At 71.6% G+C, this 17,148-nt stretch carries 13 protein-coding genes; 8 read left to right on the forward strand and 5 right to left on the reverse strand.

What is annotated here, in order from left to right:
• Nucleotides 1–30: 30 nt before the first annotated feature.
• Nucleotides 31–222, reverse strand: coding sequence for a hypothetical protein (locus tag LZ198_RS29130; RefSeq protein ID WP_253975360.1), 192 nt, complete (start codon nt 220–222; stop codon nt 31–33).
• Between the two features lie 295 nt (nt 223–517).
• Here LZ198_RS29130 and LZ198_RS29135 point away from each other — a divergent pair, with 295 nt between their 5' ends.
• Nucleotides 518–2,932: an ABC transporter permease gene (locus tag LZ198_RS29135; RefSeq protein ID WP_253975361.1), complete on the forward strand. Its 2,415-nt coding sequence runs from the start codon at nt 518–520 to the stop codon at nt 2,930–2,932.
• A gap of 28 nt (nt 2,933–2,960) precedes the next feature.
• Here LZ198_RS29135 and LZ198_RS29140 read toward each other — a convergent pair whose 3' ends face one another.
• A complete protein-coding gene (locus LZ198_RS29140) occupies nt 2,961–4,721 on the reverse strand; it encodes an ABC transporter ATP-binding protein (protein WP_253975362.1) in 1,761 nt (586 codons plus the stop codon).
• A 157-nt stretch (nt 4,722–4,878) separates the two neighbouring features.
• Between LZ198_RS29140 and LZ198_RS29145 the strand changes: the two genes are divergently transcribed.
• Nucleotides 4,879–5,871 (forward strand): glycosyltransferase family 9 protein, encoded by a 993-nt coding sequence (locus tag LZ198_RS29145; RefSeq protein WP_253975363.1) that lies wholly within the window; start codon nt 4,879–4,881, stop codon nt 5,869–5,871.
• Between the two features lie 52 nt (nt 5,872–5,923).
• Complete coding sequence (locus LZ198_RS29150; protein ID WP_253975364.1) at nt 5,924–7,393, forward strand: MBL fold metallo-hydrolase; 1,470 nt, start codon at nt 5,924–5,926, stop codon at nt 7,391–7,393.
• A 46-nt stretch (nt 7,394–7,439) separates the two neighbouring features.
• On the opposite strand, the gene LZ198_RS29155 is transcribed toward LZ198_RS29150, so the two are convergent.
• The 3 genes from LZ198_RS29155 to LZ198_RS29165 are packed head-to-tail and all read right to left on the reverse strand — an operon-like array spanning nt 7,440 to nt 10,448.
• Complete coding sequence (locus tag LZ198_RS29155; protein WP_253975365.1) at nt 7,440–8,003, reverse strand: anthranilate synthase component II; 564 nt, start codon at nt 8,001–8,003, stop codon at nt 7,440–7,442.
• Nucleotides 8,000–9,493, reverse strand: coding sequence for an anthranilate synthase component I family protein (locus LZ198_RS29160; protein WP_253975387.1), 1,494 nt, complete (start codon nt 9,491–9,493; stop codon nt 8,000–8,002). The genes LZ198_RS29155 and LZ198_RS29160 overlap by 4 nt, the downstream gene beginning before the upstream one ends.
• A 19-nt stretch (nt 9,494–9,512) precedes the next feature.
• Nucleotides 9,513–10,448 (reverse strand): SH3 domain-containing protein, encoded by a 936-nt coding sequence (locus LZ198_RS29165; protein WP_253975366.1) that lies wholly within the window; start codon nt 10,446–10,448, stop codon nt 9,513–9,515.
• A gap of 164 nt (nt 10,449–10,612) precedes the next feature.
• On the opposite strand from LZ198_RS29165, the gene LZ198_RS29170 reads away from it, so the two are divergent.
• The 5 genes from LZ198_RS29170 to LZ198_RS29190 are packed head-to-tail and all read left to right on the forward strand — an operon-like array spanning nt 10,613 to nt 16,754.
• Nucleotides 10,613–11,677, forward strand: a complete 1,065-nt coding sequence (locus tag LZ198_RS29170) for a ligase-associated DNA damage response exonuclease (RefSeq protein ID WP_256559987.1) — start codon at nt 10,613–10,615, stop codon at nt 11,675–11,677.
• A 3-nt stretch (nt 11,678–11,680) separates the two neighbouring features.
• On the forward strand, nt 11,681–13,276 hold the full coding sequence (locus LZ198_RS29175; protein WP_253975368.1) for an ATP-dependent DNA ligase: 1,596 nt from the start codon (nt 11,681–11,683) through the stop codon (nt 13,274–13,276).
• On the forward strand, nt 13,263–15,764 hold the full coding sequence (locus LZ198_RS29180; RefSeq protein WP_253975369.1) for a ligase-associated DNA damage response DEXH box helicase: 2,502 nt from the start codon (nt 13,263–13,265) through the stop codon (nt 15,762–15,764). Before LZ198_RS29175 ends, LZ198_RS29180 begins: the two co-directional genes overlap by 14 nt.
• Complete coding sequence (pdeM, locus tag LZ198_RS29185; protein WP_253975370.1) at nt 15,734–16,387, forward strand: ligase-associated DNA damage response endonuclease PdeM; 654 nt, start codon at nt 15,734–15,736, stop codon at nt 16,385–16,387. The genes LZ198_RS29180 and pdeM overlap by 31 nt, the downstream gene beginning before the upstream one ends.
• A 1-nt stretch (nt 16,388) precedes the next feature.
• On the forward strand, nt 16,389–16,754 hold the full coding sequence (locus LZ198_RS29190) for an HNH endonuclease (RefSeq protein ID WP_253975371.1): 366 nt from the start codon (nt 16,389–16,391) through the stop codon (nt 16,752–16,754).
• Nucleotides 16,755–17,148 lie beyond the last annotated feature (394 nt).

The raw sequence follows: 17,148 nt of genomic DNA on the forward strand, positions 1-17,148 counted from the left end.
AACCCTGCTTCAGTCCGCGCCACGAACTGCTCAGATCCAGCCGTCGCTGTCGCCGTGGCTGCTGTGCGGGACCTGCTCGACGGGGTTCTTCACGGCCGCGCGCAGGGTGTGCGCCTGGCCGTTGCTCAGCAGCGTGCGGAGCTGGCCGCGAAGCGCATCGACCTTCGCCGCGTCGAGCTTCTTCAGATCCGCATCCGCCTGCTTCACCTGGGTCTCAGTCATGGTGTTTCTCCAGAACGACGATGGGATTCGAATCGAGACCTTGTCGCGTTTCGCGCTAGATCATGACTCTCAGAGATTCAGAGGAAACCAACTCCGAAGCCCACACAGATTGTCACTGCGGCTCACCGAATGAGTCAAGCCGTCAGCCCTGGATGAAAGGAAATCCTCGCGGACCCACCATTCACACCAGGCTCGACGTGCTCCGTCGGCGCGGGCGCCAACCCCATTGGCGCGGATCCAGTCGTAGCGTACGGTCCGTGAACGAACGGGCCCCTATTCGCGCGGGAAGACTTCCATGGACAACTTCCTGAATGACATCAAATACGGGTTGAGGCTCATCGCCTCGAATCCCGCCTTTACCCTGATAGTCATCTTGACCCTGGGTCTGGGGATTGGCGCGGGTACGGCCATCTTCAGCATCATCAACTCCCTCTGGGTCCAGCCGCTGCGCTTCCCCGGGGAGGAGCGGCTGCGGATGGTATGGGAGACCCAGCCGAAGCAGGGGCAGGAGCGCATCGAGACCTCGCTGGCGACCCTGGAGGACTGGAAGACCCAGGGGCAGCAGGTCTTCGAGCGGGTCGCGGGGATGGTGCCGGAGAGCTACAACCTGGCGGGTACGGACCGGTCCGAGCGGCTCCAGGGCACGCGCGTGGGCGCGCCCCTGTTCGACATGCTGGGCGTCGGCGCGCTCGTGGGGCGGACCTTCGGCGCGGAGCAGGAGCACCCCGCGGGCCAGGACGTCGTGGTCCTGAGCCACCAGCTCTGGCAGCAGCGCTTCGGCGGCTCTCCGCAGGCGCTGGGCGGGACGGTGACGCTCGACGGGAAACCGTACACGGTGCTCGGCGTCATGCCCCCGCGCTTCGACTTCCCGCCGGGCACGGACGTGTGGCTCCCCCTGGTGCCGACGCAGGACGAGCTGCGCGAGCGCGGCAACCGTCACGTGCGCGTGGTGGGCCAGCTCAAGGCGGGCGTCTCGCCGGACGAGGCCGCGTCGGCGATGAAGGTGGTGGCCCAGCAGCTCGCCGAACAGCACCCCGCGGTGATGGAGGGGCGCTCGGCGCACCTGACGACGGTGCGCGAGGCCTACCTCGGGTCGGCGCGACCGGTGCTGGTCATCCTCGCGGGCGCCGTGGGCTTCGTGCTGCTCATCGTCTGCGCCAACATCGCCAACCTCCTGCTGGCGCGGGCGGCGGTGCGCAGGCGGGAGATGTCCGTGCGCGCGGCGCTCGGCGCGGGACGGGGACGGCTGGTGACGCAGCTGCTCACCGAGAGCGTCCTGCTGGCGCTGCTGGGCGGGACGCTGGGCATCATCGTCGCGCTGTGGGGGACGCGGCTCATCGCGGACGCGGTGCCGCCGGACATCTCCGAGTCCGTGCCCGGCTGGACCGACATCCAGGTGGACGGGAACGTGCTCGCCTTCAGCCTGGGCCTCTCCGTGCTGACGGGCCTGCTGTTCGGCCTGGTGCCCGCGCTGCACGGCTCCCGGCAGGACCTGACGCTCGCCCTGAAGGACGGGGGGCACGCGACGACGACGAAGAGCCGCCTGCGCTCGGCGCTGGTCGTGGCGGAGGTGTCGCTCGCGCTGCTCCTGGCGGTGGGGGCCGGGTTGATGGTCCAGAGCCTCCAGCGCATGCAGGGCACCTCGCCCGGCTTCCGCTCCGAAGACGTGCTGACCTTCGAGGTCGCGCTGCCGGACCAGGCCTACGCGGAGCCGGCCAGCCGCGCGCGCTTCTACCACCAGCTCGTGGAGCAGCTGTCCTCGAGTCCCGACGTGGCCTCGGCCGCCGCCATCAGCCTGCTGCCCATGAGCCGCGCCAACACGAGCAGCGGCATCACCATCGTCGGGCAGCCCGTGCCCTCCGCCTCCGAGGCGCCCACCGCCAACCGGCGCATCATCACCCCCGGCTACTTCAAGGCCCTGGACATCCCGCTGCGCCAGGGTCGGGACTTCTCGTCGGAGGACACCGCCGCGACGCGCCCGGTGGCCATCGTCAACGAGGAGCTGGCCCGCCGCCACTGGCCCGGAGAGGACGCCCTGGGCAAGCGCTTCGCCATGGGCGGCACGGAGTGGGAGATCATCGGCGTCAGCGCCAACGTCCGCACCCTCCACAAGGGGCAGGTGCGCAACGCCATGCCGGAGTTCTACCTGCCCGTGGAGCAGTCGCCCCAGCTCGTCATGGGGGTGCTCGTGCGCACGCGCGGCGCGCCCTTCGCCGTGAGCGCCACGGTGCGCGACACGCTGAGGCAACTGGACGGGAGCCTGCCCCCGCCGGCGCCGCGCACGCTGGAGCAGCGCATCACCGAGACGCTGGGCTCGCGGCGGCTGCTCACCCTGCTCCTGGGGATGTTCGCGGGGCTGGCGCTCGCGCTCGCCGCCGGCGGCGTCTACGGGGTGATGTCCTACTCCGTCACGCAGCGCACGCACGAGCTGGGCGTGCGGCTGGCGCTGGGCGCGAGGGAGCGGGACATCTTCCGGCTGGTGCTGTCGCAGACGCTGCGGCTGGCCGCGCTGGGCGTGGGCATCGGCGGGACGCTGGCGCTGCTCCTGATGCGCCTGATGAAGTCGCTCTTCTTCGAGGTGAACCCCTCGGACCCGCTCACCTTCGTGGGCACCGCGCTGCTCCTGCTGCTCATCGCGCTGCTCGCGGGCTTCCTGCCGGCGCTGCGCGCCACGCGCATCGCCCCCAGCCGGGCGCTCCAGGTGGGATGAAAGCGCCCGCGTCACCGCCGCGAGTCGTTCACGCGGCGGCGACGACCTGCTTCTCCACCAGCCGGCGATACAGGCCTTCCTCGGCGACGAGGGAGGCGTGGGTGCCGCTCTGGATGATGCGGCCCCCGTCCATCACCAGCACGCGGTCCGCGTCCACCACGGTGGACAGGCGGTGGGCGATGATGAGCGTGGTGCGGCCCCTCATGAGGCGGTCCAGCGCCTCCTTCACCAGGTGCTCGCTCTCCGCGTCGAGCGCGCTCGTCGCCTCGTCCAGGATGAGCAGGCGGGGGTCCTTCAGCACGGCGCGGGCGATGGCCACCCGCTGCTTCTGGCCGCCGGAGATCTTGATGCCGCGCTCCCCCACGAGCGTGCCGTACCGGTCCGGGAAGCGCGCGATGAACTCGTGCGCGTTCGCCGCGCGCGCGGCGGCCTCCACCTCCGCGTCCGTCGCGCCCTCGCGCCCGTAGCGGATGTTGTCGGAGATGGGGCCGGAGAACAGCACCGGCTCCTGGGAGACGATGCCCACCTGGCGCCGCAGCCACTGCGGGTCCAGCGACTCCAGCGGCCGTCCGTCCAGCAGGATGCGGCCCGAGTCCGGCGTGTACAGCCGGAGCAGCAGCGACGTCAGGGTGGACTTGCCCGCGCCCGAGTGCCCCACGATGGCCACGCGCTCGCCCGGCGCGATGGACAGCGACAGGTCCCCGAGCACCTGCACGTCCTTGCGCGTGGGGTAGCGGAAGTCGACGTGCTGGAACTCCACCCGGCCCTCGGTGTGCGCGGGCTGCTCGCCGCCCTGGGGCGCGATGGTGGGCACCCGGTCGATGAGCTCGAACACCCGCTCCGCGGCGCCCATGGCGCGCATGAAGTCCGCCCACAGGTCGCTCAGCGCGCCCAGCGCCATGGCCACCAGCAGCGTGTACACGAGGAACGACGTCAGCGCGCCCACCGTCAGCTCGCCGGACATCACCAGCCGCCCGCCGTACCAGAAGACGAGGATGGCCGCCGCGTAGCTGGCGAAGCCCGCCACGCCCATGAAGACGCCGGACAGGTGGATGCGCTTGCGCGCCAGTTGGAAGGCCTGCTCCATCGCCGTCGCGTAGCGCTTGCGCTCGTGCGCCTCCGCGGTGAACGCCCGCACCGTGCGGATGCCGGCCAGGCTCTCCACCGCCACGTGGTTCGACTCGCCCACCGCGTCCTGCGCCTGCCGCGCCAGCCCGCGCACCCGCCGGCCATACCCCACCGCGCCCAACGCCACGGGCGGCACCACCACCAGCATCAACAGCGTCAACGAGGGCGAGGTATAGGTGAGGAACGCCAGCCCTCCGATGATGGTGATGGCGTTGCGCAGCGCGATGGAGATGTTGGAGCTGACCGCGCTCTGCAGCACCGCCGTGTCGGACGCCAGCCGGCTGGTGAGCTCACCGGTGTGCCGCTCGTCGAACAGCGCGATGTCCTGGTCCAACAGCTTCCGGTAGAGCTCCTCCCGCAAGCGGTTGACCACGCGCTCCCCGGCCACGTGGATGAGGATGTAGCGCAGCGCCGTCGCCACGCCCTGCACCAGGAAGACGACGGCCATGATGGCCGCGACGCGGTCCGCCCGCGCCACGTCTCCGGACACCAGCGCGTCGTCGATGATGAGCCGGATGGCCTGGGGGAACAGCAACCCGGCGGAGCTGGCCACGAGGATGAAGAACGTCCCGAGCAAGAGCGGGGTCAACTCCGGACGCGCCAGACCGAACAGGCGCCGCAGCGAGACCCGCCCCCCGGGTGGAGATGAAGGGGCCGACATGTGTCACAGCCTATTCCGAGGACGCGCAAACATGGAAACAGCGGTCAGCCATGCGAACGTTGGAGCCTTCGTGATACCTTCGAGACACGATTGACGGGCGGCCCGCCCTTTCGCGGAAGGCCCCCGTTCGCCCCGGGTCCGCCGCCAGGGACGCTCCATGACGACCTCTCCCCTCCCAGCCCCGCCGTCCGACGAGGCGCTGCGTCAACGCGCGCTCGCGGCGGAGGCCCCCGTGGTCTTCCACGTGAACGCCATTGGAGACCGCCTGCTCGCGCTCCCCGCGGTGAGGGCCCTGGCCTCGCTCTTCCCCCAACGGCTCACGGTGGTGGGCGCCACCGGGGACGAGCGCCTCTTCTACGCGGACCTCCCGCTGCGCGCGTTCCACGTGCTCCCGTTCCGGTGGGTGGGCCACCGCCAGTTCGACGCGCGCGACCTGGCGCGGCGGCTCCCGGACTGCGACGCGCTGTTCTGCTTCAACAGCTGGCACTCGGAGGACGTCGACGCGCTGCTGGACTCGCTCGGGGGCGCGGTCAGCGCCGGCTTCTTCCGCCCCTTCGCGCGGCGCTTCGGACGACCGCCGGACCGCAACGTCTGCGACTCCCACTTCCAGGCGCCGCGGTGGCTCCAGCCCTCGCTGCGGCTGGAGGACTTCGCCGGGCCGCCGCCCCTCCCCGAGGACGCCCTCGCCGTGGCCCGGCAGCTCCGGGCCAGCCTGCCTCCGGGCACCCGGCTGCTGGCCGTCCACACGGAGCCCTCCGAGGACTTCAAGCGCTGGCCCGCCGAGCGATTCGCGCACGTGCTGGAGTCCTTCCTCGAGCGGCACCCCGACTTCCTCGCCCTGGTGGTGGACTGGAAGGAGTCGGGACTGGAGTCCATCCGCCATGGCTCGCGTGTCCTCTCGTGCGCCGGCACGGAGCTGGCCGCGGCGATGGCGCTGGTGGGCGGCGCGGACCTCTTCCTCGGCATCGACTCCTGCATGCTCCACGTCGCGGACTTCTTCCGCGTCCCCAGCGTGGGCCTCTTCGGCCCCACGTCCCTGGACTACTGGGGGCCGCGCTTCACCCACCACCGGAGCCTGCTCGCCAAGGGCGCCATGGAAAACCTGGACGGTTCCGAAGTCCTGTCCGCCATGGATTCTCTCGTTCCATGACTGTTCCAGGATTCACGATTCTGGTTTGCTCGGGGGACCAGGAGCGTACGTCATGTTCAGCGCGACATTCATCGGGCACCAAGGCTGGATGCTGGAGGCGGGAGAGACGCGAATCCTCGTGGACCCGCTGCTGGCGGAGACGTTCGGGAACACGCCTGGACACGAGGCGGTCCTCTTCCCGCCGCGCGAAATCCAGTTCGACCGGTTCCCGGCCATCACCGCGGTGGTGCTCACGCACGAGCACGAGGACCACCTGTGTCCGGCGGCGCTGGACAAGCTGAGCCGGGACATCCCCATCTTCATCTCGGGGAACTCGTCCGCGGCGGCGGTGACCATCCTCCAGGAGATGGGCTTCGAGGCGCAGCGGCTCCACCCGGGGCAGGTGCTGGGCATCGGCCGGATGAACCTGCTGGCCATGGGCCCCGCCCACGAGCGCAACGAGTCCAACGACGAGTGGGACGTGATTCCCTTCCTCGCCTGGGACGAGCAGGGCGACGGCAGCTTCTTCACCTCCGTGGACGTGGCCACGACGGAGGAGATGTATCAGCGCGCGCGCACCTACGTGCCCGTGCCGGGGGTCGTCGCGCTGGGGTGGAACAGCGTGCACATGGGCTGGCGGATGCTGGAGCCGAAGGAGCCCGACGCCTTCGGCCTGGCCCAGTCGCTCGCGAACAACATCCTCGAGGCCCAGCGCAGGTTGACGCGGAGCTGGGGCGCGCCCGCCGCCCTCGCCATCACGGGCAGTGGCTTCTCCCTCCAGGGTGACCTGGAGTGGATCAACCGCAACGCCTTCGTGGTGGACGCCCAGCAGGTCATCGACGGAGTGCAGCAGCTGGGCATCCCTTCCGTCGTGGTCGCGCCCCGCCCTGGCCAGGCGCTCACCCTGGGCAAGGACCGGCCGTGCCGGGTCGTCTCGCGCGACTACCTGCGCACGCTGCCCCGGCAGCGTTGGCCGGAGCGGAGCTACACGGGTGACCAGCCCGTGTTGCCGCCGGGCTATGCGCCAGCCTGCGGACGACGCGAGGCGGGGCCCGAGCAGAAGGCGAAGCTGGAGGAGCACCTGCCGGACCTGGCGCGCTTCCTCTACGGCACGCGGGTGTTCCAGGAGCTGCTGTCGCTGCACACGGACGAGCTGCGCGAGCGCCGCCGCAGCATCGCCCTGGTGCTCAAGCGCGACGGCGACCCGTGGGTCTTCGAGTATCACCCGCACCAGTGCCGCTTCGTGGAGCGGGAGACGCTCAACCCCTACTCCGCCTATCCCGCCGGCATCGAGTGCTGGGCCACGGACCTGCTCGCCCTCTTCGAGGGCCACGTGGTGGCGAGCAGCGGCGTGGGCCTGGGGCGCGCGCGGCTGTGGAGCCACGTCCCGGGGAAGCTCCAGGGGCTGTTCACGCAGGTGTTCACCCGCTTCTTCCACCCGCTGCGGCGACCGGAGGCCGCGCTGACGATGTACCGGCGCGTCTGGGCGAACGCGCAGGAGCGGCGCACGGACTCGCGCCGCATCCCGCGCCAGGGCGCGTAGCAACGCGCCCCGGCGGCCTCCCCAGAGGACGGAGGGCGACCTCGCGCTACAGGCGCCCCTCCAGGAAGTTGCGCACCAGCGTGGGGCCCTCCGGCGTCAGCACGCTCTCCGGATGGAACTGGAACCCCACCACGGGGCGCGTGCGGTGACGCAAGCCCATGATGAGCCCGTCCTGGCTCCACGCGGTGGCCTCCAGCTCGGACGGCAGCGAGGACGTCTCCACGATGAGCGAGTGGTAGCGCGCGGCCTGGAAGCCCGGGCTCGCGCCCGTGAAGACCCCGGTGCCACCGTGCTGGATGCGGGCGGCCTTGCCGTGCACCGGCTCGGGGGCGCGAATCACCTTCCCGCCGAAGGCCGCGCCAATGGCCTGGTGCCCCAGGCACACGCCCAGCACCGGCACGCGGGACTGGGCGATGGCCGCGACGCTGACGCCGGCCTCGTGCGGCGTGCACGGGCCCGGCGAAATCACCAGGTGCGACGCGCCCTGCGCGGCGACGCCCGCCGCGTCCAGCGCGTCGTTGCGCACGACCTTCACCTCGGCGCCCAGCGTGTAGAGGAGCTGGACCAGGTTGAAGGTGAACGAGTCGTAGTTGTCGATGACGAGAATCACCGGCCACCTCCCTCGCGGGCCAGCCGGAGCGCGGCGGCCATGGCGCCCGCCTTCGCCTCCGTCTCGTCCGCCTCCTTCGTCGGGACGGAGTCCGCGACGAGCCCCGCGCCCGCGGTCCACATCGTCCGGTCCCCGTCGACGAAGAAGGTGCGCAGGGCGATGGCGACGTCCAGCGTGCCGCAGAACGACAGGTAGCCCACCGCGCCCGAGTAGGGGCCGCGCCGCTGCACCTCCAGCTCGTCGATGATCTGCATCGCGCGAATCTTCGGTGCGCCGGAGACGGTGCCCGCGGGGAAGGTGCTCGCCAGGGCGTCCAGCGCGTCGAAGCGGGTGTCCAGCTTGCCGCGCACCTGGGAGACCAGGTGCATCACGTGGCTGTAGCGCTCGATGACCATCAGGTCCTCGACGCGCACGGTGCCCGGCGCGGCCACCCGGCCCACGTCGTTGCGCCCCAGGTCCACCAGCATGATGTGCTCGGCGCGCTCCTTCTCGTCCGCGAGCAGCTCCTTCTCCAGCGCCAGGTCCTGCGCCTCGGACGCGCCGCGCCGCCGTGTCCCGGCGATGGGCCGCACCACCACGTCGCCGTCGCGCACCTGCACCAGCAGCTCCGGCGAGGCGCCCACCAGCGCGCGCGCCTCCCCCAGCTCCACCAGGAACAGGTAGGGCGAGGGATTCACCCGCCGCAGCGCGCGGTAGAGCGACAGCGGCGGCGGCGCGCCCCTCGACTCGAAGCGCCGCGCGAGCACCACCTGGAAGATGTCCCCGGCGCGGATGTACTCCTGCGCGCGCGCCACGGCGGCCTCGTAGCCGGCGCGGTCCCAGCAGGCCACCGGCGCCCCATCGCCCTTCATGCGCGGCGCCGGGGCGTACGCCTCCGGAGGCAACGGCCGCTGGAGCTTGTCGGCCATCGCCTGGGCACGCTCCTCCGCGTCCTGCAGCGCCGCCGCCACGCTGGCGTGGAGGGACGGCCGGGCGATGGCGGTGACCTTCAGCGTCCCCGTGCGCGAGTCGTGGGTGACGAAGTCCTCGCACACCAGCCATTCGGAGTCCGGGAAGGACAGGTCGCGCGGGTGGCGGTCCGGGACGGTGGGCTCCATCCACGAGATGCAGTTGTAGCCCATGTACCCCACGAGCCCGCCCAGGAAGGGCGCCTCGCCGGGGAGCCGGGCCACGGCCAGCTCGCGCCACAGCGCACGGAGCACGTCCAGCGGCTTGCCCTCGCGTCGCTCCTCGCGCGAACCACGCCACAACGTGGCGCCGTTCGCGTCCAGCCGCACGCGACCCGCCGCGTGCGCGCCCACGTGGCTGTAGCGCCCGAAGCGCTCGCCGCCGTAGCACGACTCGAGGATGAAGCCGCGCGAGCCTCCGCCCAGCTTCAGGTACGCCGACAACGGGGTATCGAGGTCCGCCGGCAACTCCACCGACACCGGCACCGACTCGCCCTGCTCCGCCCGCTGGCGGTACGCCGCCTTCCGCTCCTGTGCATCCATCGTCATCACCGCTCTCCCACTACCGCATCGACTCCGTCCCCGCGACGCCCGAGGGGATCTGCTCCTGGTACACACCGTCCGAAAGTCGGAACGGCGTGCGCGTCGTCACTTCGTCCTTCTTGCCGCCCTTCTCGTCATCCTCGTAGGTCGTCTGCGCCACCGTGAGGCCCTTCGACTTCGGCTGGAAGGAGATCTTGAAATCCGAGTGGCTCGGCGGGTCCGACATGCCCGCCAGCTCCAGCGCCAGCTTCGCCTTGCCGAGCACGCCCTTCTTCTTGCCCGGCACCGTGTAGCTCACGAGCGACGTGCGGTAGTCCCCGCAGGCCTCGGGCAGTGAATCCACCTGCACCAGCGGGATGCCCGCCGTCTTCGAGGAGACGAGCTTCCCCGTCGCGGGTCCGCCATCCACGGAGAGGAAGCCACCGCCCGCGGGCGTGATGTCCACGCTGGAGACGCGGCGCGGAGGCTTGACCTGGGGCTCCATCACGCGGACGCGAATCTTGAAGTCGCCGCTCATCACCACCGTGGCGACCTCCAGCTCACCGTCGCCGTCGAAGTCGCTCTCGAAGCGGAAGGGCGTCAGCGTGTTGCCGAAGAGCCAGCCCGTGTGGCGCTGGTCGTCCTCCGTCGCGGGCGTGCCCTTCGTGTCCACGTACTCCACCGAGTACCAGTGGTTGACGTACTCCCCCACCTTCACGCGCTCCGCGCGGCGCTCGAGCACCCGCACGGCCGCGCCCAGGGGCAGCGTGCTGACGACGGCCGCGTCCGCCGCGGGGGACTGGCGCAGGTTCGCCTCGTCCACGCCGACGTAGAGGTCCGCCTTCGCCGAAGGCTCCCACTCGGTGAACTCGTACGACTCCAACGTCCGCCGGGCCGCGTCGTCGGGGGCGGAGTACTGGAGCGAGACGGGGGGAGTCTGGGCGAGCGCGAGCGACATCAGCAGCACGGGCGTCATGGAAGCCATCCGGGCAGGAGGTCCCAGAGACTTAACCCCGCTCCCTCCTCAGCGTCCAAGGGGGCGCGATATTCCCCGCGGACACGTTGCATGGCGGCGGTCATGTTCGCGTGGCCATGGACCAGGCCGGGGGGCTCGTGCCACGGGACGACGAGGGACCCCCGATGGTCCCGCCTGGAACCCCTCGTTATCTCAAGAGGACCGTGGATGCTCCCACCCCCTCCCAGGTCCGCCGGCCCCTCGTCACGGTGACACCCCAGGGCCTCTTCTGCGAACCCGGGGGCTTCCACATCGACCCCTGGCGCCCCGTCGAGCGCGCCGTCATCACCCACGCCCACGCGGACCACGCGCGCCCCGGCAGCCAGCGCTACCTGGGCACCCGGACGGGCGAGGCCCTGCTGCGCCGTCGTCTGGGCGCGGACGCCGTCATCGACTCGCTGGAGCAGGGCGAACGACGCACGCTGGGGGACGTCACCGTCAGCCTCCACCCGGCGGGCCATGTGCTGGGGAGCGCGCAGGTGCGCATCGAGCACCGGGGCGAGGTCTGGGTCGTCTCCGGCGACTACAAGCGCGCGCCGGACCCGACCTGCGCGCCCTTCGAGCCGGTGCGTTGCCACACCTTCATCACCGAGGCCACGTTCGGTCTGCCCATCTACCGTTGGGAGGCGCCGCGCGCGGTGGCCGAGGACCTGGTGCGGTGGTGGGACGCGAACCGCGCCCGGGGCCGCTCGGCGGTGCTGTTCTGCTATGCCCTGGGCAAGGCCCAGCGCGTCCTCGCGGAGCTGGCGCGGCTGACGGACCGGACGGTCTTCGTCCACGGCGCGGTGCACGCGCTGGTGGAGGTCTACCGAGACGCGGGCGTGGCGATGCTGCCCACGCGGTTGGTGTCGGACGTGGAGAAGGGGACGTCCTTCGCGGGCGCGCTGGTGCTGGCGCCGCCGAGCGCCGGAGGCTCCACCTGGATGCGGCGCTTCGGCGAGGCGGAGACGGGCTTCGCCTCCGGGTGGATGCGCGTGCGTGGCAACCGGCGCCGGCGTGGCTTCGACCGGGGGTTCGTGCTGTCGGACCACGCGGACTGGGCGGACCTCTTGCGCACGGTGGAGGAGACGGGCGCCGAGCAGGTCCTGACGACCCACGGACACGCGGAGCCCCTGGCGCGCTACCTGCGCGAGCGGGGCCTGGACGCGGCCCCACTGGCGACCCCCTTCGAGGGCGAGGCGGAGGACTGACGCGTGCGCCGGCTGGCGGACCTCTACGACGCGCTGGACCAGACCACCTCCACCAACGCGAAGGTGGAGGCGCTGACGCGCTACTTCCAGCAAGCCCCTCCGGAGGACGCGGCCTGGGCGCTGTACTTCCTCACGGGGCAGAAGCTGAAGCGGCTGCTCACCACGAAGCTGCTCGTGGGGTGGACGCAGGAGCTGACCGGCATCCCCGACTGGCTCTTCGCGGAGGTGTACGCGTCCGTCGGGGACCTCGCGGAGGTGATCGCGCTCCTCCTCGACACCCTGGAGCGCCCCTCCGAACCGGAGGAGCTCCCGCTGTCCGTCTGGCTGGAGCAGCGCCTCCTGCCCCTGCGCACGAAGCCTCCCACCGAGCAGCGCGAGCAGGTCGTGTCCTGGTGGCGCGCCATGCCCCGGCGCGAGGTGTTCCTCCTCGACAAGATGCTCACCGGCGAGCTGCGCGTGGGCGTCTCCTCCACGCTGGTGGTGCGCGCGCTCGCGAAGGTGCTGGAGCTGCCCGCGTCGGACGTGGCGCACCGGCTGATGGGGACGTGGACGCCGTCGCGAGCGTTCTTCGAGCGACTCGTCTCGAAGGATGGCGCGGACGTGGACCGCTCCCGTCCCTATCCGTTCTACCTTGCCTCACCGCTGGAGCAGCCCCCCGCGTCCCTGGGAGCCCCGCGCGACTGGCTGGTGGAGTGGAAATGGGACGGCATCCGGGGGCAGCTCATCCACAGACAGGGTGACACCTTCCTGTGGAGCCGGGGCGAGGAGCTCATCACCGACCGGTTCCCCGAAATCACCGCCGCCGCGTCCACCCTCCCCGAGGGCACGGTGCTCGACGGCGAGGTCCTCGCCTACGAGGACGGCAAGCCCCTGCCCTTCGCGCGACTCCAGCGCCGCATCGGCCGGCAGAAGCTGACGCCCAAGGTGCTGGCGGAGGCCCCCGCCGCGTTCATCGTCTACGACCTGCTCGAGCTGGGGGGCGTGGATCAACGCGCGCTGCCCCTGCGCGAGCGGCGCGCGAAGCTGGAGGCCCTGCTCGAGGACCATCCCCGCTTCCCCATCTCCCCCGCCGTGGAGGCGGCGGGCTGGGAGGCGCTGGCGAGCACGCGCGACGAGTCCCGCGAGCGGAACGTCGAGGGCTTCATGCTCAAGCGTTGGGACTCGACGTACCAGACCGGGCGCAAGCGGGGCGACTGGTGGAAGTGGAAGGTCGACCCGTTCACCGTGGACGCGGTGCTGCTCTACGCGCAGCCCGGACATGGGCGCCGCTCCTCGCTCTACACGGACTACACGTTCGCGGTGTGGAGGGGGGATGACCTGCTGCCGGTGACGAAGGCCTACTCGGGTCTCACCGACGAGGAGATTGGACGGTTGGACCGGTGGATTCGCGCGCACACGCGCGAGAAGTTCGGTCCGGTGCGCTCGGTGGAGCCCGAGCAGGTCTTCGAGCTGCACTTCGAGGCCATCCAACCTTCGCCCCGCCACAAGTCGGGCCTCGCGCTGCGCTTCCCGCGCATCGCCCGCTGGCGCACGGACAAGCAGCCCCGGGACGCGGACACGCTCGACTCACTCGAGGAGCTGCTCCATGACAGCGCCTAGGTCGCGCTCGCCCCGCGCCCGACTCCAACCGGCCCAGACGAAAGGCTTCACGGGCGCGCCCCTGGAGCGGCTCCGGGGATGGTTCACCACGAAGGGTTGGACGCCATTCCCCTTCCAGGAGGAGGCCTGGGCCGCATACGCGCGGGGCGAGAGCGGCCTGCTCCACGTGCCCACGGGCGCTGGGAAGACCTACGCCGCGTACATCGCGCCGCTGGCGGAGCTCGTCGAGCGCGACAAGCGAGGGCTCCAGTTGCTGTACGTGACACCCCTGCGCGCGGTGTCGCGCGACGTGGAGCAGGCGCTCCGCGAGCCCCTGGCGGCGCTGGACACGGACCTCCGCATCGAGAGCCGGACCGGAGACACCTCCGCGTCCATGCGGCAGCGGCAGCGGGAGAAGCTGCCGGAGGTCCTCATCACCACGCCCGAGTCCCTCTCGGTGATGCTCTCCAACGAGCGCGCCCCGGAGCTGTTCGCCGCCCTGCGGGCCGTCATCGTCGACGAGTGGCACGAGTTGCTCGGCTCCAAGCGGGGAACCCAGACGGAGCTGGCGCTCGCGAGGCTGCGCCGCCTGTCCCCCGGACTGCGCACGTGGGCGCTGTCCGCGACGCTGGCGAACCTGGACGAGGCGGCCCGACACGCGGTGGGGACGGACACGACGCCCACGCTCGTCAGCGCGGCCCTCGAGCGCCCCGTGGAGGTGGAGACGCTGCTCCCCGAGCAGGTGGACACCTTCCCCTGGGCCGGACACCTGGGCTTCTCCATGCTGTCGCGGGTGGCCACGCGGCTGGACCCGCGCCAGCCCACGCTCGTCTTCACCAACACACGCGCCCAGGCCGAGCGCTGGTTCGCGGGCCTGCGCTTCGCCCGCCCGGAGTGGGAGCCCCTCCTCGCGCTGCACCACGGCTCGCTCGACCGGGAGGAGCGCGAGCGCGTCGAGCGGGGCCTCAAGGACGGCACGGTGCGCATCGTCGTGTGCACGTCCTCGCTGGACCTGGGCGTGGACTTCGGGCCCGTGGAGCGGGTGGTGCAGGTGGGCAGCCCCAAGGGCATCGGTCGCACGCTCCAGCGCGCGGGCCGGAGCGCGCACCGCCCGGGGGCCACCAGCCAGTTGCTCTTCGTCCCCACGCACGCGCTGGAGCTGGTGGAGATGGCCGCCGCCCGGGAGGCGCTCGCACGGCGGGAGGTGGAGTCCCGCGAGCCGCCCTCGCGCCCGCTCGACGTGCTCGCCCAGCACCTGGTGACGTGCGCGCTCGGAGGAGGCTTCACCCGGGACGCGCTCCTCGCCGAGGTGCGCACCGCCGCGGCCTATGCGCACCTCTCCGACGCGGAGTTCGACCAGGCGCTCACGCTCGTCACGGAGGGAGGACCCACGCTGCACGCCTATCCGGAGTTCCACCGCGTGGTGGAGCGCGAAGGGCGCTTCGTCGTCACCGACCCGCGCATCACGCGCCTGCACCGGCTCAACATCGGCACCATCACCTCCGACGCGGTGGTGGAGCTGCGCTCCTGGAGTGGCGGAGGACGGCTCGGCAGCGTCGAGGAGTCGTATGTCAGCCGGCTGCGGCCCGGGGACACCTTCCTCTTCGGGGGCAGGCCGCTGGAGCTGGCGCGACTCCAGGGGATGACGGCCTACGTGCGCCCCGCGAGGAAGAAGGCCACCCGCGCGCCTCGCTGGGGCGGCGGTCGCCTCCCCATGTCCCCCTCCCTCTCCACCGCCATGCGCCGCACGCTGGAGCAGGCGCGCCAGGGAGACGTCACCTCGGACGAACTCGCCGCCGCGTGGCCGGTGCTGGAGGCCCAGGAGCACCTGTCCCGCATCCCCGCGGCGGACCGCGTGCTCGTGGAGACGTGCCAGACCCGCGACGGTCACCACCTCTTCCTCTTCCCCTTCGAGGGACGCGGCGTGCACGAGGGCCTCGCCGCGCTGTTCGCCCTGCGCCTGACGCGCCTCCAGAAGGCGACCTTCAGTGTGTCGGTGAACGATTACGGGCTGGAGCTGCTCACCCCCACGCCCTTCCCCTTCCACGAGGCGCTGCGCCCGGCGCTCTTCACGCGCGAGCGGTTGTCGGAGGACGTGGAGGAGAGCATCAACGTGGGCGAGCTGACACGGCGTCGGTTCCGCGACATCGCCCGGGTCGCGGGGCTGGTGCTCCCCGCCCTGCCCGGAGCCCGCAAGTCCACGCGCCAGGTGCAGGCCAGCACCTCGCTCCTGCATGACGTCTTCCAGCGCTACGAGCCCGACCACCCGCTGCTCGCCCAGGCCCGGAGGGAGGTGCTGACCCGGGACTTCGAGGAGGCACGCCTGACGCGGACGCTGGAGCGCCTGGAGCGAACACCGCTGGAGTTCGTCCACGTGCGAAGGCCCACGCCGCTGGGCTTCCCGCTCGTCGTCGAGCGCATCAGCGCCACCCTCACCAACGAGTCCCTCCAGGAGCGCGTGGAGCGACTGAAGGCCCGATGGACCCGGGACGACGCCAGGTCCGCGTAGGCGGCGCCACCCTGGAGCTCCTCGCGGAGCGCGCCCTGCACTGGCCCGACGCCGGCCTCGTCGCGGTGGCCGACCTGCACTGGGGCAAGACGGAGACCTTCCAACGCCATGGCATCCCCCTGCCCATGGGCGTGCTGGAGGACGACCTCGCCCGGCTCTCCTCCCTCCTCACCTCCACCCGGGCCTGCCGCCTGCTCCTCCTGGGGGACCTCGTCCACACCCGCGAGGGCCTGACGCCCACCCTCGTCCAGCGGCTCGCGGCTTGGAGGAGGACCCACGCGGACGTGGAGCTGGTGCTGCTCCGGGGCAATCATGACCGCAAGGCCGGCCCCCTCCCCTCCCGTTGGAACCTGGTGGAACACGAGGACCACCTGGAGGAGGGCCCCTTCCGGTTCACCCACCACCCCGCGCCAGTCCCCGGGCGCTACGTGTGGGCGGGGCACCTTCATCCCATGGCGAGGCTGTCCAGCGGGGGCGAGCGGCTGCGTCTGCCGTGCTTCCATGTCGGCCCCGAGGTCGGGGTCCTCCCGGCCTTCAGCGCCTTCACCGGTGGACTCGACGTGGTCCGCCGCCCCGGCGAGCGGGTCTTCGCCCTCGCCGGCCCTTCCATCATCGAGGTGTAGGATGAGCGACTCCAAGCGGCGCAAGGTCCTGGCCATCATCGCCACCGACACCACCTTCGAGCGCACGGAGCACCGGGGCCGCGAGGCCTGGCTGGGCAAGTGCCTGCACTGCAACGCGCACCTGCTGGTGGGCCTGGACGGAGACCCCATCAGCCGCGCCACGGTCGAACACATCCTGCCGCGGACCGCGGGCGGCTCCGACACCTTGGAGAACCTCGCCCTGGCCTGCGCCCGCTGCAACCAGGGCAAGGGCACCCGCCACGACCCCTACTACCCCCGCGACGACCGCGCGCGGGAGCTGGTGGAGAAGCTGCTCCGCCGCCGCCGCGAGCGCTGGCGTTCGCCGGATGACGACGACTCCGAGTGAGACCGCGCCCTCACCCCGGGCTCGCCTCGCCGCGTCTGTCCAGGACCCGACCCGCGCCATCCCGCACGTCCGGTGCGTGCGACATCTCGAGCGCCGAGCCACGCGCGGGCTGATCCACGGTGACTCCAGGGTCAACGTCACTTCCGCCCGCCAGAAGAGAGATTCATCCGCGCCCACCCGCGATTTCCCGCCTCCGGGCGAGGAAGTGGTATCCGAGTGCGACAACATCAGAATGGTTGACACTGCGGTGTCGATGGTCGATGGTCCCGCGCCGCGTTGGGTTGGGACAGGAGGAGGGACCCGCCCGCGGCAACATCCATAGAGGTTTCGTTGGACGTGACTGCTTCGCCTTCCGCGCGCATGGAGCCGCCGCCCCCCCGCCCCGCCGGGGCCG

Origin of the sequence: Myxococcus dinghuensis (genome assembly GCF_024198235.1) — a bacterium.
Taxonomy (GTDB): domain Bacteria; phylum Myxococcota; class Myxococcia; order Myxococcales; family Myxococcaceae; genus Myxococcus; species Myxococcus dinghuensis.